Source organism: Nocardia otitidiscaviarum NBRC 14405 (genome assembly GCF_000308635.1).
Lineage (GTDB): Bacteria > Actinomycetota > Actinomycetes > Mycobacteriales > Mycobacteriaceae > Nocardia > Nocardia otitidiscaviarum.
In genome coordinates, this window is record NZ_BAGD01000084.1 from 53,393 (window position 1) to 75,265 (window position 21,873).

Here is a 21,873-nt window from a genome sequence, read left to right on the forward strand (position 1 = left end):
GCCGGGCGCGTGATCTGTGCTGTTTCGACCGCGAGCACGGCGGCACCGGTAAGCCCTGTTCCCATCTCCCGAGCGCTGCGCCTTCCGAACCCGGCGTCGTCCACAGCGCCGCGACCTCCGGAGCGGTGCGACCACCGGTGCATGCCTGAACATGTCCCGCATACAGCGAGCCGGGCCGCGATATGGCGGTGTAGTCAGCTAGCGGATTCGCCGGAGTGGCTGCGAGCGACCCACCTGGGCGTCCCGTCCGCCGGAGTCGGTATCTCAGCCGCGCGCGGCCAGCTCCGACAGCAGCGCTTCCCGTTGGGCCGCAGGGCGTTTCGGGCAACTCGTGCACATCTCGCAGCCGGGCACCTCGAAGACCAGGCAGCAGGAGATGCGGCGGACGAAGGTGCGCGAGCCGATATCGGTGAAGCGCGGCACCGGCAGCCGTCCGGCGACCTCGCGCGCCAACCGGGCGCCGGCCTCGTGCGCGCCGATGTCCAGGGCGCGATTGCCGATGGCGTCGGCGACGATCGCCCACAGGGACGCCTGACCGGCCCCGGAAACCTCCGCCACCAGCGGAATCACCTCGGCGAGCGTATGACGCAGGGCCGGGCCGACGGAGGTGGCGCAGCACGACGGGCCCGCGTCGCCCGCGCGCACCGGGGCATCGGGCGCATGCGGGCCGGAATCGGACTCGAAGTCCAGCTGTCCGTCCTCGCTCACCGTCGGGATGGACAGCACCCGCTCCACGCCGCCGTCGGGGCGGATCTCGCAGGCGATCCGGGCCAGCGCCGGATTCATGGCGGGACGGCCGTCGGCGTAGGCGGCGACGATGGGCGTGACCAGCGACGAGGCCGCCATACACCACCACAGCGTCCCGGCCACCCGGGAATCCGCGGTGCCCCAGGAGATCCCCATGTCGCCGATGCGCTCGGCCAACCACTCCCGGCGCAGCAGTTCACCACCGGGGACTATGGCCGCGTTCACCGGAACAGCGGACTGTTCAAGAATTCCCATTCGACTCCGATCGCGCCGCCGAGCATCCCGAAGGTGCCGAGCAGCCACAGCGTCGCCAGCACCAGCGCCACCGTGGCGATCGCGGCCAGTCCGCGCAGCAGCGGCCCGCGGGCGGCGTACCACCCCATGGCCCACTGATATCGCCGACGCGTCCAGAGCAGAGCCCGCTGCGCCCAAGCGAATTCGGTGGCGAGGATACCCAGCCCCGCGAAGACGATCAGCCAGCCCGGACCCGGGTACGGGATCGCCAGGATCCCCACCGCCAGGACCACGACACCCAGCACGCCCACCACGATCCGGTAGGCGAGGTTCAGCGTAGGACGTCGCGCCACGCCCGCGCGCCAGGCGCGCCAGCGAGTCGGCGTGGGCGGCGTCGATTCCGGTGCGGTTACCACACCGCCAGGGTACGGACCCGGGCGGCGGCGAGCCCGGACGAGCCGCGCTCACCGGGTGGAATCACCGAGCGGGCACTGTCCGGGATGCCGGGATGCGACCGGTGGCGCGGTGGGCGCAGACCCTCGCCCACCCGATCCCGGGGTCGGTGCCGATGCCGCCCTGACCAGGGTGTGACCGGTGTTACAGTGCTTGTGGGAGAGCACGAAGGACACCGATTGAACAGAGCAGCGCAGGCGAATCCATGGGTCGCGTTCCGGCCGGGGGATGATCTCGGACAGTTGGCGCGACGGATGTCGTCGGCGCACAGTTCGTTCCTGGCGGGAGCCGAATCGCTGCCGGTGATCCGCCCCGAGGGCGAGTCGGTGCGCTCGGTGGTGCTGGATTCCTGGCGGCGCAGCCGCAGCAGCGGTGTCGATCCGGACGGCTTCGGCGATGTGGTGGACCTGCACGGGTCCGAGCTGCGGCAGTACCGGGCCGATCATCCGACCGCGCTCATCCAGCCCGTGGTGCGAAAACTGTTGGTGGAGGACGCCGCCGAATCCGGTCTGCTGGTGGCCGTCAGCGACGCCCAGGGGCGGCTGCTGTGGGTGGAGGGCGATTCCCGGGTCAAGGATCGCGCGCTGGCCATGAATTTCGTGGAGGGCGCGGATTGGAGCGAGGACCGGGTGGGCACCAACGCCCCCGGTACCGCGCTCGCCCTCGACCATCATGTGCAGATCTTCGGGGCGGAGCATTTCAATCGCGCGGTGCACGAGTGGAGCTGTTCGGCCGCCCCGGTGCACGATCCGCTCAGCGGCGCGATCATCGGGGCCATCGATATCACCGGCGGGCCCCGGGTGGCCGCGCCCGAGGTGCTGTCGCTGGTGCGGGCCACGGTGGCGGCGGCCGAATCCGAACTGCGGCTGCTGTTGCTGGAATCGCGGAAACCCCTGGCAGCCACGGCCGCACGGCTCGAGGTGCTGGGGCCCCACCGCCCGACGCTGACCCGCGGCGGCGAGCGCGTCCGCCTGAGCCAGCGCCACGCCGAGATCCTGCTGCTGCTGGCCGAGCATCTGGAGGGGCTCAGCGCCGACCATCTGGCCATCCTGCTCGACGAGGCCGAACTCGATCCGGTGACGGTGCGCGCGGAGCTGTCGCGGGTGCGCAAGCTGCTGGGCGAGGGTGGACTCGGCTCGCGGCCGTATCGGCTGCTCATCGACCTCACCACCGATGTGGACGAGGTGCGCGCCGCACTCGCCCGCGGTGAGACGGCGGCGGCGCTGCGCGCCTATCCCGGACCGATTCTGCCGCGCTCGCTGGCTCCCGGCATCGACGAGTTGCGGGTCGAGCTGCGGGAGCGGCTGCGCGCGGCCCTGCTGCGGTCCGGTGATCGCCGCCTGCTCGCCCGCTGGACCGGGTCGGTGGACGGCCGCGAGGATGTGGCGGCGTGGACCGCCTACCTGGCCGTGCTGGACCGGCAGTCGCCGATGTACACGCAGGTCAAGGCGCAGTTGGGAGTTCTCGACCAGAAGCTGGGCATCTGACCAGTTACTTGCAACCGTAATGCAACATGGCCGCTCCTAGTGTTCCGGATCACACCTGACGCACGAACTGTCAGCCGACCGAGGAGCATTCGATGACCGTCTTCGCCCGCCCCGGCACCCCCGATGCCGCCATGTCGTTCCAGGCTCGCTACGACAACTGGATCGGCGGCGAATGGGTGGCCCCCGTCAAGGGCCAGTACTTCGAGAACCCCACCCCCGTGACGGGCCAGACCTTCTGCGAGGTGGCCCGCGGCACCGCCGAGGACATCGAACTCGCCCTCGACGCCGCCCACGCCGCCGCCCCCGTCTGGGGCAAGACCTCCGCGGCCGAACGCGCGGTCCTGCTCAACAAGATCGCCGACCGGATCGAGGAGAACCTCGAGGCCATCGCCCTCGCCGAGAGCTGGGACAACGGCAAACCCATCCGGGAAACCCTCAACGCCGACATCCCGCTGGCCATCGACCACTTCCGCTACTTCGCCGGAGCCATTCGCGCCCAAGAGGGTTCGCTGTCGGAGATCGACGCCGACACCGTGGCCTACCACTTCCACGAACCGCTGGGCGTGGTCGGCCAGATCATTCCGTGGAACTTCCCCATCCTCATGGCCACCTGGAAGCTCGCCCCCGCCCTGGCCGCGGGCAATGCGGTGGTGCTCAAGCCCGCCGAGCAGACTCCCGCCTCGATCATGTTCCTGATCAGCGTCATCGGCGATCTGCTGCCGCCCGGCGTGGTGAACATCGTCAACGGCTTCGGCGTGGAGGCGGGCAAGCCGCTCGCGTCCAGCCCGCGCATCAAGAAGATCGCCTTCACCGGTGAGACCACCACCGGCCGCCTGATCATGCAGTACGCCTCGCAGAACCTGATCCCGGTCACCCTCGAACTGGGCGGCAAGAGCCCGAATATCTTCTTCTCCGACGTGCTCGCCGCCAATGACGACTTCCAGGACAAGGCCCTGGAGGGCTTCACCATGTTCGCGCTGAACCAGGGCGAGGTCTGCACCTGCCCGTCCCGCGCGCTCATCCAGTCCGATATCTACGACGAGTTCCTGGCCGCCGCGGTGGTGCGCACCAAGGCGGTGCGCCAGGGCGATCCGCTCGACACCGACACCATGATCGGCGCGCAGGCCAGCAACGACCAGCTGGAGAAGATCCTGTCCTACATCGAGATCGGCAAGGGCGAGGGCGCCACCCTGCTCACCGGCGGCGAGCGCGCCGACCTCGGCGGCGATCTCTCCGGCGGCTACTACGTGCAGCCGACGGTGTTCGCGGGCGACAACGCCATGCGCATCTTCCAGGAGGAGATCTTCGGCCCGGTGGTCTCGGTGACCCGGTTCGCCGACTACGACGATGCCATCAAGACCGCCAACGACACCCTGTACGGACTCGGCGCGGGCGTGTGGTCCCGCGACGGCGGCGTGGCCTACCGGGCCGGTCGCGATATCCAGGCCGGGCGGGTGTGGACCAACACCTACCACCAGTACCCGGCGCACGCGGCGTTCGGCGGCTACAAGCAGTCCGGTATCGGCCGCGAGAACCACCACATGATGCTCGAGCACTACCAGCAGACCAAGAACCTGCTGGTGAGCTACGCGCCGAAGGCCCAGGGCTTCTTCTGATGTCCGCGCGCCCCGCACGGGTGCGCGCCACCGCGGCGGCGATGGATCTGCTCCGTCGCCTCCGTGGGCGGCACGGCCCGCTCATGCTGCACCAGTCCGGCGGGTGCTGCGACGGCTCGGCCCCGATGTGCTATCCGGCGGGCGAATTCGTGGTCGGCGATCACGATGTGCTGCTCGGACTGCTCGATCTGCGGCTCGGCGTGGACGAGCTGCCGACCACCGCGCCCGAGCCGGAAGATACCACCGCCGTGTGGATCTCGGGTCCGCAGTTCGCCGCCTGGCAGCACACCCAACTCGTCCTCGACGTGGTGCCCGGGCGCGGTTCGGGTTTCAGCCTCGAATCGCCGGAGGGCTTCCGATTCCTCAGCCGTGGACGGGTTTTCGATCCTGACGAACTGGCCGCCCTGGCCGATTCCGCGCCGGTGACCGGCGCGGGCTGGGACAGTGGCGAACGCCCACCCACGCCCACCCAACCGCAGGTGGTCGCCGAGGCGGCCGACGCCTGCCCCGTTCCCGGTCGCGGAACAGTCTAGAAATCATTGTGTTTCGTTCAGCATGAAGGAGGTCGCGATGGCGATCCCCACCAATGAGCCCCACCATCACCAGCATGTGGAGACTCATCTCGAGGACAGCGCCTATCTCGCCAAGCGCTCCCTGAAATCCGGGAGCGCCGGCTGGGTGCTGCTCGCGGGCCTCGGCGTCAGCTATGTGATCTCCGGCGACTATGCCGGGTGGAACAACGGTCTGGCCCAGGGCGGATTCGGCGGATTGCTCATCGCGACCGTGGTGATCGCGGGCATGTACCTGGCCATGGTGCTGGGGATGGCGGAACTGTCCTCGGCCCTGCCCGCGGCGGGCGGCGGCTACACCTTCGCCCGCCGGGCGCTCGGGCCGTGGGGCGGATTCGCCACGGGCACCGCGGTTCTCATCGAGTACGCCATCGCGCCCGCGGCCATCGCCACCTTCATCGGCGCGTATGTGGAATCGCTGAACCTGTTCGGGATCACCGACGGCTGGTGGGTGTATCTCGCGGTGTACGCGCTGTTCATCGGCATCCACCTGGCCGGGGCGGGGGAGGCGCTCAAGGCCATGTTCGTCATCACCGCCATCGCGCTGGTCGGTCTGCTGGTGTTCGCGGTGTCGGCGTGGGGCATGTTCGACACCGCCAATCTGACCGATATTCCAGCCGATCCGGACGCCGTGGGCAGTTCGTCGTTCCTGCCGTTCGGGTACTTCGGCATCTGGGCGGCGGTGCCGTTCGCCATCTGGTTCTTCCTGGCGGTGGAGGGTGTGCCGCTGGCCGCGGAGGAGGCGCGCGAGCCGGAGAAGAACGTGCCCAAGGGCATCATCATCAGCATGCTGGTGCTCATCGTCACCGGCGCGTCGGTGCTGTTCCTGGCCACCGGAGCCCAGGGGGCGGACGCACTGTCGGCCTCGGGCAATCCGCTCGTCGAGGCGCTCGGCGATTCCTCGACGGCGCGGGTGGTCAACTACATCGGCCTGGCCGGACTGGTGGCCAGCTTCTTCTCCATCGTCTACGCCTACTCCCGGCAGACCTTCGCGCTGTCACGGGCCGGATACCTGCCGACCAGCCTGTCGGTCACCAACTCCCGCAAAGCGCCGATGCTCGCGCTCATCGTGCCCGGCGTGATCGGCTTCGGACTCTCGCTGACCGGCGAAGGCGCGATGCTGCTGAACATGGCCGTCTTCGGCGCGGCGGTCAGCTACGTGCTCATGATGGTGAGCCATATCGTGCTGCGGGTGCGCGTGCCCGGTATGCGGCGGCCGTACCGTACCCCGGGCGGCGTGGTGACCACCGGATTCGCCCTGGTCGTCGCCTGTGCCGCGGTGATCGCCACCTTCCTGGTCGACCGCACCGCGGCGGCCTGGACCCTGGTCGCCTTCGCGGGCTTCATGGCCTACTTCGGGCTCTACAGCCGCCATCACCTGGTCGCCAACTCACCCGATGAGGAGTTCGCGGCCCTGGCCGAGGCCGAGGAGGAATTGCGGTGACGCGCTACCACCAGCGAATTCGCGGTGTCGGCTACAGCTTCGACGGACTGGTCGAGCTGATGGCCAAGGCGACGCCGCGCCGCGGAGGCGACGAATTGGCCGGGTGCGCGGCGGAATCCGATGCCGAGCGGGCCGCCGCGCAGTGGGCGCTCGCCGAGGTGCCGTTGGAGCGGTTCCTGCTCGAACCGCTGGTGCCCTACGAGACCGACGAGGTAACCCGGCTGATCATCGACAGCCACGATCGGCTTGCCTTCCAAGCGATCTCGCATCTCACCGTGGGCGGGCTGCGGGACTGGCTGTTGGAGACCGCCGCACGCCCGGACGCCGCCGCGCGCCTGGCGGCGATCTCCCCCGGGCTCACGCCGGAGATGGTGGCGGCGGTCAGCAAGCTCATGCGCAATCAGGATCTCATCGCCGTCGCCCGCGCCATCGAGGTGACGGCGGCCTTCCGCACCACCATCGGGCTGCCGGGACGGCTGAGCACCCGGCTGCAACCCAACCATCCCACCGATGACGCGCGCGGTATCGCGGCCGCGACGCTGGACGGACTGCTGCTCGGCTGCGGGGACGCCGTGATCGGCATCAACCCGGCAACCGATTCGCCGCACGCCACCGCCGAACTGCTCTATCTGCTCGACGACATCCGGCAGCGGTTCGCCATCCCCACCCAGTCGTGTGTGCTGTCCCATGTCACCACGACCATCGAATTGCTCGAGCAGGGTGTGCCGGTGGACCTCGTATTCCAGTCCATCGCGGGCACCGAGGGCGCGAATTCCGGTTTCGGCGTGAACATCTCGTTGCTGCGGGAGGCCGAGGAGGCGGCACGCTCGCTGCGGCGCGGGACGGTCGGCGACAATGTCATGTACCTGGAGACCGGACAGGGGTCGGCGCTCTCGGCGGGCGCGCACCTCGGCACCGGCGGCAAGCCCGTGGACCAGCAGACCTTGGAGACGCGGGCCTACGCGGTGGCGCGGGAACTGCGGCCACTGCTGGTGAACACGGTGGTCGGGTTCATCGGTCCCGAATACCTCTACGACGGCAAGCAGATCATCCGCGCCGGACTCGAGGACCACTTCTGCGGGAAACTGCTGGGCCTGCCCATGGGCGTGGATGTCTGCTACACCAACCACGCCGAGGCCGACCAGGACGATATGGACACGCTGCTCACCCTGCTCGGCGCGGCCGGTGCGGCCTTCGTCATCGCAGTGCCGGGGGCGGACGACGTCATGCTCGGCTATCAGAGTCTCAGCTTCCACGACGCGCTCTACGCCCGCCGAGTGCTGGGGTTGCGCGCCGCACCGGAATTCGAGACGTGGTTGCGAGGGCTCGGCATGGCCGACGACTCCGGTCGGGTGCTGCCGGTGGAGATCACCGCCTCCCCACTGCGCGCCCTCACGGGAGCGCTATGAGCATCGAGCACACGGCCAACGTCGAACACACGGCAAGCACCGAGCACGCCGTGGGCACCGAACGCACAGCAGACACCAAGCACGCGGTAGGAACCGAACGCACGGCGGGCACCGCACAATCGACGAGCAATACACAAGGGGCACAGGACTTCTGGAACGCCTTGCGCTCGGCGACTCAGTCCCGAATCGGTCTCGGCCGCGCGGGTGACGCGCTGCCGACCGCCCGCGTGCTGGAATTCCGGGCGGCCCATGCCGCGGCCCGCGACGCGGTCCACCTGCCGATGGACACCGCGGCACTGGTGCCCCACATCGAAGCGGTCGGCCTCGGCACCCCGGTGGTGGTGCGCAGTCGCGCCGCCGACCGCCCCGAGTACCTGCGCCGCCCCGACCTGGGCCGCCTTCCGCACGACCTGACCCACGTCCCGCGCAGCGGTGCCGATATCGGCTTCGTCCTCGCCGACGGCCTGTCTCCCCGCGCCCTCATGGACCACGGCGCTCCCCTGCTGTCCGCCCTGGCCTCCGAACTCGCCGAACACTATTCGCTCGCCCCACCGGTCATCGCCACCCAGGCCCGCGTGGCCCTCGGCGACCACATCGCATCGGCCCAGGGCGTCCGCACCCTGATCGTCCTCATCGGTGAACGCCCCGGCCTCTCGGTAGCCGACAGCCTCGGCATCTACCTCACCCACCACCCCCGCCCGGGCCGCACCGACGCCGACCGCAACTGCGTCTCCAACATCCATCCCCCGGAGGGTCTCGGCTACGAACAAGCGGCCCGCGTGGTCGCCGGCCTCGTCGCCGGAGCCCGCCGCCTCGGCCGCTCCGGCGTCGACCTGAAGGACACCTCCCGCGCCGACCCCCTCACAGGTCCGGCACACGAGATGAGAACACTCGAATCCGCACCCCGGAACGGCGCGGCCGTGCCGTGAGACCACCGCCTGCCCCTCACCGAACCCGCACGGTGCCGATTCGAACGGCCGTGGGGAAGCTGTCTCCACGAGGCGAATGCCGCGCGAACGAAAAGCCGCTCAGGCCATGGCGGATACCTTGCGCGGCAAGGGATTTAGCCGTGCGGTTCGCTGCTGGTGCGTGATTGCAGAACCGGGGCCGTACTGGGGCAGCGCTATTCGCGCGCGGTTGGGTTCGCGAGGACGATAAGAATCGCGGCCGTCACCGGATTCGCGGTAGCGGGATACGCGGTCACCGCCAGGTTCGCGGTAGCGGGACTCGCGGCCACCGCCAAGTTCGCGGTAGCGGGACTCGCCGTCACCGCCAGGTTCGCCGTGGCGGGATGCGCGGTCACCGCCAAGTTCGCGGTGGCGGGATTCGCAACCGTCGCGGGATTCGCGGTCACCGCCTGATCCGCGGTGCCGATACCCGCGACCGTCGCCGGGTCCGCTGTTCCGGGACCCATGGCGGTGCGGCTCGCACGCCGAGGGCGCGGATTCGGTTCGAATCCGCGCCCTGGCGACCGCTGTGCGGTTGTCGTCTACACCCCGGCTAGCTCCGCTAGTTCAGGGTCGTCGATATCGGCGATGTCCTCGGCGGTGACCTGGAGGACGCGGGCGGTGGCGATGTCGAAGAACAGGCCCGACACCGTGATACCGCGTTCGAGGACGGCGCGGCGGACTTCCGGGTGGGTGAGCAGGGTTTCCACCTGGACCGCGACATTCACCATGCTCAGCTGGTCGGTCTCGTCGAAACCGGCGTTCGCCGCCGCGCGGGCGACGGGGTGGCCGAGGCGGTAGCGGTCCAGGCTGGGCAGGGCGTGGCGGAGCCAGTCGCCGAGGCCGGGGCCGTCGGGTACGCCCGCACGCAGCGCCTTCATGGCACCGCAGCCGGAGTGACCGCACACCACCAGGTGCTCGACGCGCAGTTCCTGGAGGGCGAAGGTGAGGGCGGCCTCCAGGGAGGTGTCGCGGCCGTGGCCGGGCACCAGATTGCCGACATTGCGGACGGTGAACAGGTCACCCGGACCGGTGTTGGTGATGACGTTCGGGACGATGCGCGAGTCGGCGCACGTGAGGAAGAGCGAATGCGGCGCCTGGCCGTCGCGCAGCTCGTCCAGGTGCGGGCGCACCACGTGGGCGTTGCGACGGTGGTAGGCGGCGACGCCCGCGGTGATGGGGTTGCCTTCGGTGTCGCGCCACGGCCGCAGCACATCGTTCAGCAGGCCGCGCGCATGTCCGCGTTCGGGCGGACCGGCCAGGGCGCGGGACATGTCCACGGTGCCCAGTTCCACGAATTCCACGGCGCCGCCGGTGCTTTCGTGTTGGCGCGCCCAGTCGTGGATGGCTTCGTAGGCGGCGTGGTCGAGGAAGTCGACGCTCAGTTCCAGCAGTACGTCGGCTCCGGCGGGCACCTTGGCCAGCTCCGAGGAGAGTCGGGGCAGCGCCAGGAAGGTGCAGGTGCCCTCGACCCGGACCACCCAGCGGTCGGCGTCCACGTGTTCGGCCGACACCACGACCCGCACCACGCGCCACAGCAGCAGCGCGAAGGCCAGGCCCAGACCGATCAGCACGCCCTCGAGCAGGTTCAGGAACACCACGCCCGTGACGGTGACCAGGTAGACCAGCAGGTCACCGGTGCGCTTGGCGAGTCGGATGTGCGCGAGTTTGACGAGCTGGATGCCGACCACGATGAGCAGGCCCGCCAGCACGGATTTGGGGATCTGCTCCACGACGCCGACCAGGGCCACCGAGAAGACCAGCACCCAGATGCCGTGCAGCAGAGCCGAGGCCCGGGTGCGCGCTCCGGCCTGCACATTGCTGGCCGAGCGCACGATCACACCGGTCACCGGCAGCCCGCCGAGCAGACCGGAGGTGGTGTTGGCCACGCCCTGGGCCACGAGTTCACGGTCGAAGTTGGTGCGCGGGCCGGTGTGCATCTTGTCCACGGCCACCGCGCACAGCAGGCTCTCCACGCTCGCGATGAGCGCGACGGTCAGCACGGCGAGCACCATCGCACCCCAGTTCCCGCTGGGCATCTCGGGCAGGCCGATGGCGTCGAACAGCGAGCCGCTCAGCGCGATGCGCTCCACATCGGCGGGCACCACCAGCGACAGCAGGGTGCCGACCAGCACGGCCACCAGCGGTCCGGGCACCACGCGGATCTTGGCGGGTAGGTACTTCCAGCCCAACATGATGGCGATGACCACGCCGCCGATCAGGACGTCGACGCCGTGCAGGTTGATCAGTTGGGTGGGCAGTTCGGTGATATTCGCCAGGGCCGAACTCTGCGACGATCCGCCCAGCAGCACGTGCACCTGCTGCAGGGCGATGGTGATGCCGATACCGGCGAGCATGGCGTGCACCACCACGGGTGCGATGGCGAGGGCGGCGCGGGCGATCCGGCTGAGGCCGAACAGGATTTGCAGCACGCCCGCCGCGGCGGTGATGAAACAGGCTGTCTTCCAGCCGAATTGGTTGATGGTTTCGGCGACCACCACGGTCAGGCCCGCAGCCGGGCCGCTCACCTGTAGCGGGGAACCACCGAACAGGCCCACCACCACGCCGCCGACCACGGCGGCGATGAGTCCGGCGGCGATGGGCGCGTCGGAGGCGACGGCGATGCCGAGTGAGAGGGGTAGGGCGACGAGGAATACCACGAGTGACGCGGGCAGATCGTGGCGCAGCAGGGTTTGCCAGCGTGATTCACCGGAGCTCTGCTGCGAGGCGGTGTCGAGGGACATACTTCTCCTTCACCAGGTCTGACGAGGGTGACCCGGACGATGTCGAACAAGGGCATCGAGGAAAGCGGTTTGCGGGCGACGTTGACCACAAGATCGCCGGGAAGTGAAGGCAAGGCTAAGGGTAAAGACTTAGCAAAGCCTGAGAAAACCTGTCCACCAATGGGAATGGTGCGTGAACGCCCTGTATCCACGCCCGCCCCGCTCACACCGGCTGTGCCGAAACCCGACGTCCGACGTCGTCGATCTCGGCGATCCCGTCGACCGTGATCTCCACCACGCGCGCGGTGGCGATATCGAAGAACAACCCCGAGACGACCACGCCGCGCTCCTCCACCCCGCGCCGCACCACCGGGTGCGCGTGCAGCGTCTCGAGTTGCACCGCAACATTCACCATCCCCAGCTGATCGACCGCACCGAACCCCGCCGCCGCGGCGGCCGCGCCCACCGGATGCCCGAGTCGGTAGCGCAGCAGGCTCGGCCGCGCGTGCGCCAGCCAGTCGTCCAGCCCGGAGCCGGTGACCGATTCGGCGCACAGCGCCTCCATGGCCCCGCAGCCGGAGTGTCCACACACCACCACCGAGCGCACGTCGAGTTTGTCCAGCGCGTAGATGAGCGCCGCCTCCATGGACGCGTCACAGCCGTCGGCGGGCACCAGATTTCCGACATTGCGCACGGTGAACAGGTCACCCGGACCGCTGTTGGTGATCACATTCGGCACGATCCGCGAATCCGCGCAGGCCAGGAAGAGCGAATCCGGTTCCTGACCGTTGCGCAGCACATCCAGGTGCGTGCGCATGACGTGCGCGTTGCGCCGGTGATAGGCGGCCACGCCCGCGACGATCGGATCGGCCGTGACCGCGGTGCGCCGCCATGGGCCGAGCACCTCGTCCAGTAGCAGCCGGGACTGGCCACGCGCGGGCGGCCCGTCCACGGCTGCGGCCATCCGCACCGTTCCGATATCGACGAATTCCACGGTGCCGCCGCCACTTCGATGCTGCTTCGCCCATTCCTCGATGGCGTCGTAGGCGGCGTGGTCGAGGAAGTCGACGGTCGACTCCACCGTCACGTCCACACCGGCGGGCACCTTGGCCAGCTCGCTGGTGAGCTTGGGCAGCGCCAGGAAGGTGCAGGTGCCGTCCACCACCACCCGCCACCGGCCGCCGTCGTCGGGGGCGGCGGTGACGGTCACCCGCACCACCCGCACCAGCAGCAGCGCGAAGGCGAGCACCAACCCGACGACCATGCCCAGCAACAGATTCCAGAAGACCACCCCCACCACGGTGGCCGCGTACACCACCAGATCGCCGGTGCGCTGTGCGCGGCGGATGTGCGCGAGCTTGATGAGCTGCACGCCCACCACGATGAGCAGCCCGGCCAGCGCCGCCTTGGGGATCTGCTGCACCACCCCGACCAGCACTACCGAGAAGATCAGGATCCACAGCCCGTGCAGCATGGTCGAAACCTTGGTGCGCGCTCCGGCTTTCACATTGGTGATGCTGCGGACGATGACGGCGGCGATGGGCAGGCCGCCGATGAGTCCGGACACCATGTTGGCGCCGCCCTGCCCGATCAGTTCCCGGTCCAGATCGGTGCGACGGTTGGGCCGCATGCGGTCCACGGCGACCGCGGAGAGCAGGGTCTCCACACTGGCGATGAGCGCGACGCTCACGGCGGTGAAGGCGATGGCGGTCCAATTGCCCTGCGGCAGTTCGGGAATGCGCATCTCGTCGAGCAGTGAGCCGTTCAGCACGATGCGCTCGACGTCGATCGGCAGCACGGCGGCCAGCAGCACGGCCACCAGGACCGCCACCAGCGGACCCGGGACGGGACGCAGCGGCCGGGGCATGTACTTCCAGCCGATCAGGATGGCGATCACGAGCACGCCGATGAACAGGTCGCCGCCGTCGGCGGTGCGCAGCTGGTGCGGCAGCCCGGTGATGCTGTCCCAGGAGGAGCTGAGCGAGCCGCCGCCGAGCAGTACGTGCACCTGCTGGAGTGCGATAACCACGCCGATGCCCGCCAGCATGGCGTGCACCACCACCGGCGCGATGGCCAGCGCGGCGCGCGCGATCCGGCTCAACCCGAAACCGATTTGCAGCAGCCCCGCCAGCATCGTGATGAAACAGGTTGCTGCCCAGCCGAATTGGTTGATCGACTCGGCGACCACCACGGTGAGCGCCGCCGTCGGCCCGCTCACCTGCAAGGCCGACCGGCCCAGCATGCCCGCGACGACGCCGCCCACCACGGCGGCGATGAGTCCGGCGGCCACCGGCGCGCCCGCGGCGACGGCGATCCCGATGGACAGCGGCAGGGAGACCAGGAACACCACGAGGGAAGCGGGCACATCGTGGCGGAGTACGGCGGCGAAACCGGGTAGCGACGTCCGGACGGCTGGTTCGGTGTCGGTCGACATATCTCTCCTTCGCCGAATCGGCTCGGCCGATCCGGTTCATCGGTCAACATGTACTGGCATCGAGCGCGGGCGGGCGAAGCTGTAGAGCCGACCGATCGTGGGCCGCTGGAAACGCGGCCCGATCGAAGGTCGCGCTAATCGTAAAGACTGAGCAAAGACGACGAAAAGGCTTTGCCCGAACCGCTATCAAACTGTGACCTGCGCCACCATCAAACGGACTGCGGCCAGGACCCGGTTCCGAATTCCGCGCCGCGCACACATGGCCTAGGTCATCGCATCCGGTGGCGATCGGCACTGCTCCACGGCACCGGCCGGGACGGACAGTGAGACGACGGGCGCGGCTCCACGCACCCGGCGCGCATCCGGTGATTAGGAGGCGGACCCATGTCCTCGCTGCGCATTGTTTCCGGTAGTGCCAACCCGCGATTGGCCGAATCGATCGCCGACGCTCTCGACGTCACCTCCGGGGCATCGGCGGTCGAGCGATTCCCCGACGGGGAGTTGCGGCCCCGGGTGGAACATGTCGGCGGCCACGACGTGTACGTCGTGCAGCCGACCGCGCCGCCCGCCAACGACTCGCTCATGGAATTGCTGCTGTTGCTGGACGCGTGTCGGCGGGCGCGGGCACGGCGGGTGACGGCGGTGGTCCCCTACCTCGGCTACGTGCGGCAGGATCGACGCACCCACACCGGGGAGTCGCTCGGCGCGCGGCTGGTGTGCGAGGCCATCGCCCAGGCGGGAGCGGAACGGCTGGTGGTGGTCGATCCGCATACGCCGACGCTGGAGGCCATGTCCCCGATTCCGGTCGAGACGCTGTCGGCGGTACCGCTGCTGGCGTCGCGGCTCACCGCGGGCCGCACCGACCGCACGGTCGTCGTCGCCCCGGACCTGGGGGCCGGTCCGCTGGCCGAACGGTACGCGGCCGCGCTCGGCACCTCGGTCGCCATCGTGCGCAAGTTCCGGCAGAGCGGCACCGAGGTCAGCGCCGTGGAACTCATCGGCGATATCGAGGGTCGGCCCACGGTGATCGTGGACGACATGATCGCCACCGGCGCGACCATCGAGGCGTCGCTGCACATCCTGCACTACCACGCCCGCGATGTGGTCGTGGCCGCCACGCACGGCCCGCTGCTGCCCGCCGCCACCGAACGGCTGCGCGCCCTGGGCCTGCGCCGGGTGCTGGTCACCGACACGGTGGCGCACCGCGATACCGCCGCCCCGCTGGACGTGTGCTCGGTCGGCCCGCTGCTGGCCGACGCCATCGCACGCCTGCACCAGGACAGACCGCTGGCCGAACTGGCCGCGCACCGGTGAGCCCCCGATCCTCATACCCGCCATCGACGAAGGAGAAGTCCCGATGAATCCCGAACAGACCGTGCCGGATCGCCCCACGGCCGCGCCGCCGGACGGTGCGTCCACCTACCCCGTGCACCTACGCGGCGACCTCGACGAACCGCTCTCCCGGTGGCTGTGGCTGGTGAAATGGCTGCTGGCCATTCCGCACTACATCGTTCTGCTGTTCCTGTGGATCGCGTTCTGGCTGGTCACCGTGGTGGCAGGGTTCGCCATCCTGTTCACCGGCCGCTACCCGCGCCCGCTGTTCGACTTCACGGTCGGCGTCATGCGCTGGTCCTGGCGCGTCCAGTTCTACACCTATGCCGCCCTCGGTACCGACCGCTATCCCCCGTTCACCCTGCGCCCCACCGGCTATCCGGCCGAACTCGAGGTCGAGTACCCCGAAAACCTTTCTCGCGGACTGGTTCTGGTGAAGTGGTGGCTGCTCGCCATCCCTCACTACCTGGTGATCGCCGCCCTGTACGGCGGCGGCGTCACGCTGGGCGACACCGCCGCCGAGAACGGCAACGGCACCACCGTCATCCCCCTCATCGGCGTCCTCGTCCTGATCGCCGCCATCGCCCTGCTGTTCACCGCCCGCTACCCGCGCGGCCTGTTCGACTTCATCATGGGCGTGAACCGCTGGTTCTACCGTGTGCTGGCGTACGCGGCGCTCATGCGCGACGAGTATCCCCCGTTCCGCCTCGACCAAGGCGCGCGCGAAACCACGTAGTGGGATTGTCGCGGAACACGACCGGCGGGCCTGCGGGCGCGACGGCAGGCGGATGTCCCGGTCGCCTCATCGGTGACCGGGACATCCGCCGCGAGAGCTAGCGACGGTCGTCGGAGGCGGGTTCGTCGGAGGCGGGTTCGCAGCGCCAGGCCAGTTCGGCGAGGCGGCGGCGGTAGTCCGCCGCGCCGAGGCGACCGGCCAAACGCTCGGCGAGGAGGGCGTTCTCGACCTTGAGGGCGGGCCAGACCTGCCCGCGATCGGCCCAGTCGGCGGTGAGTTCCGGGGGAATTTCCATGACCTGCTCCAGCGTCGAAGAATTGTCGGAGAACGGAGAGCGGGCGATTCGCGTCGTGGAGCGGCGATCATCGGCACCCGAGTACCGTCTCCACCGGGGTTCCACCCATTTCCACCACCCGAACGCCACCACGAGTGCGCTGACGGCGACCAGTGCGATGCCTGTGACAATCATCCTCACTCCTCCCAACCGTCGATCGCGGTCGTGATGCGGTGAGTGTGCGCCGCCGCCGACACCGCGCGGCAGTGGAATCCGGTCCCTGCCGCATCGACGAAGGTCACCTGTTTCGAGGTCTCACGCATCACGCCGGACCGCAGCCCAACGGTCATCCTGGTAGTGCCGCACCAGCGTTCGCCCAAACCGGTCGAGCGGGAATCGAGGCCCGATGGATACCCATGGTGAGTCCGGAAGCATCGTCGTCGGTGTCGACGGCTCCGGCACCGCACTCAATGCCGCGCGGTGGGCGGCCTACCTCGCCGAGGCGCTGGACGCACCGCTCGTGATCGCCGCCGCGGGTCCGCATCGACACGGATCCCCGAACGGTGCCGAGCAGGCACGCGGCGCCGCCGAGTACGCGCTGCGCCTGGTCCGCCGCTGCGATCCGGATCTGCCGATCACCACCGAGGTCAGCGCGGAGACCGCGCACCGGGTCCTGGTCGACCGCAGTCGCGGTGCACGAATGCTGGTGGTGGGCGCGCAAACCGCCTGGGACGACCATGTGGTCGGCTCGACCACGATGGCGGTGGCCCGGCACGCGCACTGCCCCGTCGCGATCTGGCGCGGCGTCGCCGGTCGCCCCATCCCACGGAACAAACCGGTCGCGCTGGGCGTGGACGGTACCGCGCTCAGCGCCGCCGCCGTCGCACTGGGCTTCGACCTGGCCGCCGCCTTCCATGTACCGCTCACCGCCGTCCACTACTGGCCGCCCGAGCGCATCGCACCACTCGGGGCCGCCCCCGATCGTGCCCCCGCCGAACGCGCCGTCCTGACCCAGGCGCTGGCCGCACCCCGCCTTACCCACCCCGAGGTGCCGGTCACCGAACTGGCCCTGCCCGCCGTCCCCGGCCCCGCCCTCACCGAACTGAGCCACAACGCCCAACTCCTGGTCCTCGGTACCCGAGCCCGCTCCACCACCGCCGCCGCCCTGTTCGGATCGACCAGCCGCGACCTCCTGCACCACTCCGCCTGCCCGGTACTGCTCTGCCGCTGACCGCATCGTTTCCCGACCGCACTCGTCGCGAGGCACGCCACCGCGCCCACACGCTCGCCCCGCCGCCACAAGCCGCTCGCCTCGCGAGGTCGACGCCACCGAACTGCTCGAGGTGCAGCTGTGCAACTCGGTGCCCCGTTCATCCTCATCTCGCGCCTGCGCCCGGCCCTGGCCGCCTCCCCCGCGCGCCGCAAGTACACACCCGCGCGTCGTTCGATCGCCACCACACCCACACGTCGCCCGCATCGCCACCACACCCACACACCGCTCAACCGCCACCACACCCACACGTCGCTCGGTTGGCCGCCGCCACCGCGTCGCTTTACCGACGCCTCCGCCGCATGCTTCTCGGCCCGCCGCATCCCCGCCCGGCCGGTGGTGGACGCACGTCCTGTGGGTCAACCGCGCACACCCTCCGCGAGTTCGCGCACGAGCTCCCGGACCACCGCGCGTCCGGCGCTCGCGTCGGGCGCGTCGAGGGCGGCGCGCACCAGGGCGGCTCCGACGACCACACCGTCGGCGTAGGACGCGACCGCGGCGGCACGCGCGGCGTTCGTAATGCCGATGCCGACGCAGACGGGCAGATCGGTGATGGTTCTGATCCGGCGCACCAGGTCGGCGGCGGTGTCGCCGAGGGATCCGCCGGAGCCGGTGACGCCCATGAGCCCGGCGGCGTAGACGAAACCCGTTCCCACGGCCGTGATCTCACGCAACCGCTCGGTGGTGGTGTTGGGTGCGACCATGAAGACGGTGGCGACCAGCGCCTCCGCTGTCCATATCCGCATGTTCCTCGGCCGGGACCGGCCCGGTACGCGGCTCAGTCGCGCTCGGGTCCGAGGGAGATGCCGCGACTGGCCAGCCACGGCAGGGGGTCCACCTTGTCGGAGCCGTTGAGCCACACCTCGAAATGGCAGTGCGGTCCGGTGGAGAAGCCGCGGTTGCCGACCGTGGCGATCTGGTCACCGGCCAGCACCGGCTGCCCTACCGATACGGTGGTCGTATCGACGTGGCCGTAGACGGTGATGGTGCCGTCGTCGTGCAGCAGGCGCACCCACATGCCGAAACCGGAGGCGGGTCCGGCGCTGATCACCACCCCGTCCTCGACGGCGTAGATGGGCGTTCCGATCGGCGCGGCCACATCCACGCCCAGGTGCTGTGCGCCCCAGCGCATCCCGAAGCCCGAGGTGAACACGCCGTCGGCGAATTTCACGAACAGCGGCCGCAGACCCGCCGTGGCCCGCGCTTCGGCGTCGGCGGCGAAGTGCCGCCCGTGCTCCAGGATCGCCTGGAATTGCGAGAGGTCTTCCACCGGAGGGTCGTTCAGGACTTCGGGGAAGTGCGCATCGGTGCCGGTGTGCTGGGCGGGCGGCAGTCCGGCGATCTCCTGGGCGTGCACGCCGGTGTCGAGGCGTTCGCGGGCGGCGGCCTCCTGCATACCGGCCTGCGCGGCCGCGACCGCCGCGCCGAGCGCCACCGCCACCACCACGGCCCGGCCCTTCAGCGCGCCGATGGGCGAGGGTTTGCGATGTCGGCCCGGCCGCCGCGGCGTTCGGGCATGGTCCTGGGAATCCCTGAAAGCGCTGTCCCGCAACAAAACCGAACCCTCCTGCCCGACCCGCTCCACGTAGGCGTTACCGCAGCGCCCCCGCCCCTTCCCGCCACCGGTCACGCCTGACCTTGATTCGGGTGCGAGACCCTACCACCCGAACCTGTGAAGCCCGGGACCACGAATAACAGCTACCTGACCGCAATTCGACTACGGCGTACGGATAACAGCCCTGGCTGCCACTATGCTGACCACATCGACACTCCGCGGGGTTACCAGAAATTCGCCATCGGCGAGCGGGCTGACGGCGACACCGCAGCGTGGCTGGCCTTCACCGGCTGCCTGATCGCGGTGTTCATGCAGATGGTCGACGGCACCATCGTCACCACCGCCCTGCCCAGCATCACCGCGGACCTGTCGGCCTCACCGCGGGCGCAGCTGCTGGTGGTGTCGGGGTACGCGCTGGCCTTCGCATGCACCCTGCTCACCGCCGCGCGACTGGGTGAGCTGTTGGGACGGCGCAGGCTGTTCCTCGCCGCCACGGCGGCGTTCACGGCGGCCTCGGTGTGGTGCGGAATCTCGGGCAGCGCGGCCGAACTCGTCGCGGCCCGGGTGGTGCAGGGCATCGCCGCGGCCGGGATGGCGGCCCAGACCATCGCCATCGCCACCGCCAGCTTCCCGCGGGCCCGGCTTCCGCAGGTCTTCGCCGTATACGGCGCGGTGGCCGGATTCGCCGGAATGCTCGGGCCGATACTGGGCGGGGCGCTGGTCACCGCCGATCCGTTCGGACTGGGCTGGCATGCCATCTTCCTGATCAACCTGCCGCTTGGGCTCGTCACCTTCGCGCTGGCGCTGCGCTATCTGCGGCTGGGCCGCGCACCGCGGCGCGAACGGCTCGACCCGGGCGGGGCGGCGCTGTCCACCGCGAGCCTGTTCGCATTGCTCTGGGCGCTCACCGATATCCAGCAGCACGGGTGGCGGCCGGCGCCGCTGGCGCTGATCGCGGGGGCCGTGGGCGGTGTGGCCGCCTTCCTCGTACAGCAGCGGCGGGCGGCCGCACGCGGGAATCCGCTGGTGCGCTTCGACCTGTTCGCCGATCGCGGCTTCCGCCTGGGTTCCGTACTGGTGACCGTGTTCTTCGGCCTGTTCACGGCCTTCGTCTTCGCGGTGTCGATCACGCTGCAGGAGGTGCTGCGGTTCACGCCGTGGCGCACCGGGGTGCTGATGACGCCGTTCGCGGTGGGCGCCTGCGCGGGCGCGCTGGCCTCGCCGATGCTGGTGCGGCGCTGGGGAGTCCGGGTGCTGGCGGCGGGGATCATCGGCTTCGGGGTGTGCGTGGCGGTCGGTGCGGTCTACCTGTGGCTGACCGCCGGGGCGGTCTCCGTCCCGCTGGTGATCGGCCCGGTCTTCCTGGCGGGCTCGAGCATCGGCGTGTTCTGTGTACCGCTGCAACCGGTCATGCTGTCCCGGCTGGCGCAGCGGCAGCTGGATTCGGCCTCGGGTCTGCTGCCGACCATCGAGCAGATCGGCAATGCGCTCGGGCTCGCGCTGCTGAGCGCGGTGTTCTTCCGCGCGCACACGCTGTCGGGCAGTGTCGCCATGTTCACCGCCATCGCGGTGGTGGCGGTGGCCACGGGGGTGGCGACCCTCGCGCTGCCCGAACCTCCGGACCGACGCTAGGCCGCCACGCCCGCTACACGCCGAGCGCCGCGGCGAACAGCGGCCAGGAATCGTGCAGATCGTCCTGCCAGTACGGCCAGGCGTGGGTGCCGTTGCGGCGCACCACGGTGGCCGGAATGCCCAGGGCGGCCAGGCGATCGGTCAGGGAGTTGGTGCAGCTGCGCACCACCGATTCCATGCCGCCGCCGACCAGCAGCCGGTCCGCGAGGCGACCGGCGTCGCCGCCGATGGACGGATCGGTCAGAGTGTCGTGCACCCCGGCCCCACCGTTACCCGACGAGATGTAGAGCGCCACACCGCGCAACCGCTCGGCATTGACCACCGGATCGTGCGCCGCCCAGGCCGGATGGTCGCCGCCACCCCACATATTGTCGGCGTTCGCGCCGAACAGCCGCAGCTGCGAGTGCACGTACGCGCGGGCCAGCGGGTCACTGGTGCGCGGGCATCCGCTGTAGGAACCCACGGCCTGATACCGGCCCGGGGCCTCGATGGCCAGGTTCAGCGCCGAGGTCGCCGACATGGAGGTGCCCGCGACGGCATTGCGGCCGGTCATGTCGAAGTGGTTCTCCAGCAGCGGCGGCAGTTCGTCGATGAGGAAGGTGGACCACTTGTTGCGGCCCAGGACCGGGTCGTCGGCGACCCAGTCCGAATAGTAGGAGGCGTGTCCGCCGATCGGCTGAATCACATTGACCGGTTTGTCGGCGAAGAACTGCGCGACATCGGTGCGATTGGTCCACGGACCGCCCGTTTCGCCGCCGTCGACGGCATTGAGCAGATACAGCGCGGGCGCGGGATGCCCCGGATGCGATACCCATACCGGAATGGTCCGATTCATGGCGGCCGAATAGACGACGACTTCGAATTGCCGCCCGCCGAGGGGACGCACCTCGACGATCACGGATCCGGGATCCGCGGTAGCGGGTATCGGCAATAGCACAGCGAATACGGCGAACAGGACAACCAGACAGCGCGTGAGCCGGTGCATGACTGGGAGTATCCCTTGTTCGAGAC

General features: G+C 69.7%; 20 protein-coding genes. 10 read left to right on the forward strand and 10 right to left on the reverse strand.

What is annotated here, in order from left to right; translation table 11 throughout:
• Window positions 1–264: 264 nt before the first annotated feature.
• Together ON31_RS18620 and ON31_RS18625 are read right to left on the reverse strand one after the other, a co-directional pair.
• A complete protein-coding gene (locus ON31_RS18620) occupies window positions 265–1,002 on the reverse strand; it encodes a (2Fe-2S)-binding protein (protein WP_039815356.1) in 738 nt (245 codons plus the stop codon).
• Entirely contained in the window at window positions 969–1,397 is a 429-nt protein-coding gene (locus ON31_RS18625; RefSeq protein ID WP_039815359.1) for a TIGR02611 family protein, read from the reverse strand. Before ON31_RS18625 ends, ON31_RS18620 begins: the two co-directional genes overlap by 34 nt.
• A gap of 291 nt (window positions 1,398–1,688) precedes the next feature.
• Between ON31_RS18625 and ON31_RS18630 the strand changes: the two genes are divergently transcribed.
• The 6 genes from ON31_RS18630 (at window position 1,689) to eutC (ending at window position 8,888) form a co-directional block, all read left to right on the forward strand.
• The gene (locus tag ON31_RS18630; RefSeq protein ID WP_255222165.1) at window positions 1,689–2,921 is read left to right on the forward strand and encodes a transcriptional regulator; all 1,233 of its coding nucleotides are present in this window, start codon (window positions 1,689–1,691) and stop codon (window positions 2,919–2,921) included.
• A gap of 92 nt (window positions 2,922–3,013) precedes the next feature.
• Window positions 3,014–4,537 (forward strand): aldehyde dehydrogenase, encoded by a 1,524-nt coding sequence (gene adh, locus ON31_RS18635; protein WP_039815363.1) that lies wholly within the window; start codon window positions 3,014–3,016, stop codon window positions 4,535–4,537.
• The gene (locus ON31_RS18640; protein ID WP_039815364.1) at window positions 4,537–5,070 is read left to right on the forward strand and encodes a DUF779 domain-containing protein; all 534 of its coding nucleotides are present in this window, start codon (window positions 4,537–4,539) and stop codon (window positions 5,068–5,070) included. Before adh ends, ON31_RS18640 begins: the two co-directional genes overlap by 1 nt.
• Before the next feature lie 37 nt (window positions 5,071–5,107).
• Complete coding sequence (eat, locus tag ON31_RS18645) at window positions 5,108–6,550, forward strand: ethanolamine permease (RefSeq protein WP_039815407.1); 1,443 nt, start codon at window positions 5,108–5,110, stop codon at window positions 6,548–6,550.
• On the forward strand, window positions 6,547–7,959 hold the full coding sequence (locus ON31_RS18650) for an ethanolamine ammonia-lyase subunit EutB (RefSeq protein WP_039815366.1): 1,413 nt from the start codon (window positions 6,547–6,549) through the stop codon (window positions 7,957–7,959). The genes eat and ON31_RS18650 overlap by 4 nt, the downstream gene beginning before the upstream one ends.
• Window positions 7,956–8,888, forward strand: a complete 933-nt coding sequence (gene eutC, locus ON31_RS18655; RefSeq protein ID WP_081592555.1) for an ethanolamine ammonia-lyase subunit EutC — start codon at window positions 7,956–7,958, stop codon at window positions 8,886–8,888. Before ON31_RS18650 ends, eutC begins: the two co-directional genes overlap by 4 nt.
• A gap of 194 nt (window positions 8,889–9,082) precedes the next feature.
• Here the strand turns inward: eutC and ON31_RS18660 are convergent, their stop codons facing one another.
• From ON31_RS18660 to ON31_RS18670, 3 genes are all read right to left on the reverse strand, one after another.
• Entirely contained in the window at window positions 9,083–9,373 is a 291-nt protein-coding gene (locus ON31_RS18660; RefSeq protein WP_039815368.1) for a hypothetical protein, read from the reverse strand.
• Window positions 9,374–9,448: 75 nt separating this feature from the next.
• Window positions 9,449–11,650, reverse strand: coding sequence for a SulP family inorganic anion transporter (locus ON31_RS18665; RefSeq protein WP_039815369.1), 2,202 nt, complete (start codon window positions 11,648–11,650; stop codon window positions 9,449–9,451).
• Window positions 11,651–11,852: 202 nt separating this feature from the next.
• Window positions 11,853–14,063 (reverse strand): SulP family inorganic anion transporter, encoded by a 2,211-nt coding sequence (locus ON31_RS18670; RefSeq protein WP_039815370.1) that lies wholly within the window; start codon window positions 14,061–14,063, stop codon window positions 11,853–11,855.
• Window positions 14,064–14,447: 384 nt separating this feature from the next.
• On the opposite strand from ON31_RS18670, the gene ON31_RS18675 reads away from it, so the two are divergent.
• Both ON31_RS18675 and ON31_RS18680 read left to right on the forward strand, forming a co-directional pair.
• Window positions 14,448–15,377: a ribose-phosphate diphosphokinase gene (locus ON31_RS18675; RefSeq protein ID WP_172544803.1), complete on the forward strand. Its 930-nt coding sequence runs from the start codon at window positions 14,448–14,450 to the stop codon at window positions 15,375–15,377.
• Between the two features lie 43 nt (window positions 15,378–15,420).
• The gene (locus tag ON31_RS18680) at window positions 15,421–16,131 is read left to right on the forward strand and encodes a DUF4389 domain-containing protein (RefSeq protein ID WP_081592556.1); all 711 of its coding nucleotides are present in this window, start codon (window positions 15,421–15,423) and stop codon (window positions 16,129–16,131) included.
• Between the two features lie 97 nt (window positions 16,132–16,228).
• Here the strand turns inward: ON31_RS18680 and ON31_RS18685 are convergent, their stop codons facing one another.
• On the reverse strand, window positions 16,229–16,600 hold the full coding sequence (locus tag ON31_RS18685) for a hypothetical protein (RefSeq protein ID WP_039815371.1): 372 nt from the start codon (window positions 16,598–16,600) through the stop codon (window positions 16,229–16,231).
• Between the two features lie 2 nt (window positions 16,601–16,602).
• A complete protein-coding gene (locus ON31_RS37590; RefSeq protein ID WP_172544802.1) occupies window positions 16,603–16,755 on the reverse strand; it encodes a hypothetical protein in 153 nt (50 codons plus the stop codon).
• 56 nt (window positions 16,756–16,811) lie between these two features.
• Between ON31_RS37590 and ON31_RS18690 the strand changes: the two genes are divergently transcribed.
• Entirely contained in the window at window positions 16,812–17,636 is an 825-nt protein-coding gene (locus ON31_RS18690; protein WP_039815372.1) for a universal stress protein, read from the forward strand.
• Window positions 17,637–18,034: 398 nt separating this feature from the next.
• Here ON31_RS18690 and ON31_RS18695 read toward each other — a convergent pair whose 3' ends face one another.
• Both ON31_RS18695 and ON31_RS18700 read right to left on the reverse strand, forming a co-directional pair.
• The gene (locus ON31_RS18695) at window positions 18,035–18,421 is read right to left on the reverse strand and encodes a tryptophan synthase subunit alpha (RefSeq protein ID WP_051037454.1); all 387 of its coding nucleotides are present in this window, start codon (window positions 18,419–18,421) and stop codon (window positions 18,035–18,037) included.
• Between the two features lie 32 nt (window positions 18,422–18,453).
• On the reverse strand, window positions 18,454–19,305 hold the full coding sequence (locus tag ON31_RS18700) for a M23 family metallopeptidase (protein ID WP_081592557.1): 852 nt from the start codon (window positions 19,303–19,305) through the stop codon (window positions 18,454–18,456).
• A gap of 42 nt (window positions 19,306–19,347) precedes the next feature.
• On the opposite strand from ON31_RS18700, the gene ON31_RS18705 reads away from it, so the two are divergent.
• The gene (locus tag ON31_RS18705) at window positions 19,348–20,862 is read left to right on the forward strand and encodes an MFS transporter (protein ID WP_255222164.1); all 1,515 of its coding nucleotides are present in this window, start codon (window positions 19,348–19,350) and stop codon (window positions 20,860–20,862) included.
• A gap of 13 nt (window positions 20,863–20,875) precedes the next feature.
• On the opposite strand, the gene ON31_RS18710 is transcribed toward ON31_RS18705, so the two are convergent.
• On the reverse strand, window positions 20,876–21,847 hold the full coding sequence (locus tag ON31_RS18710) for an alpha/beta hydrolase (protein WP_029924209.1): 972 nt from the start codon (window positions 21,845–21,847) through the stop codon (window positions 20,876–20,878).
• Between the last annotated feature and the right edge of the window lie 26 nt (window positions 21,848–21,873).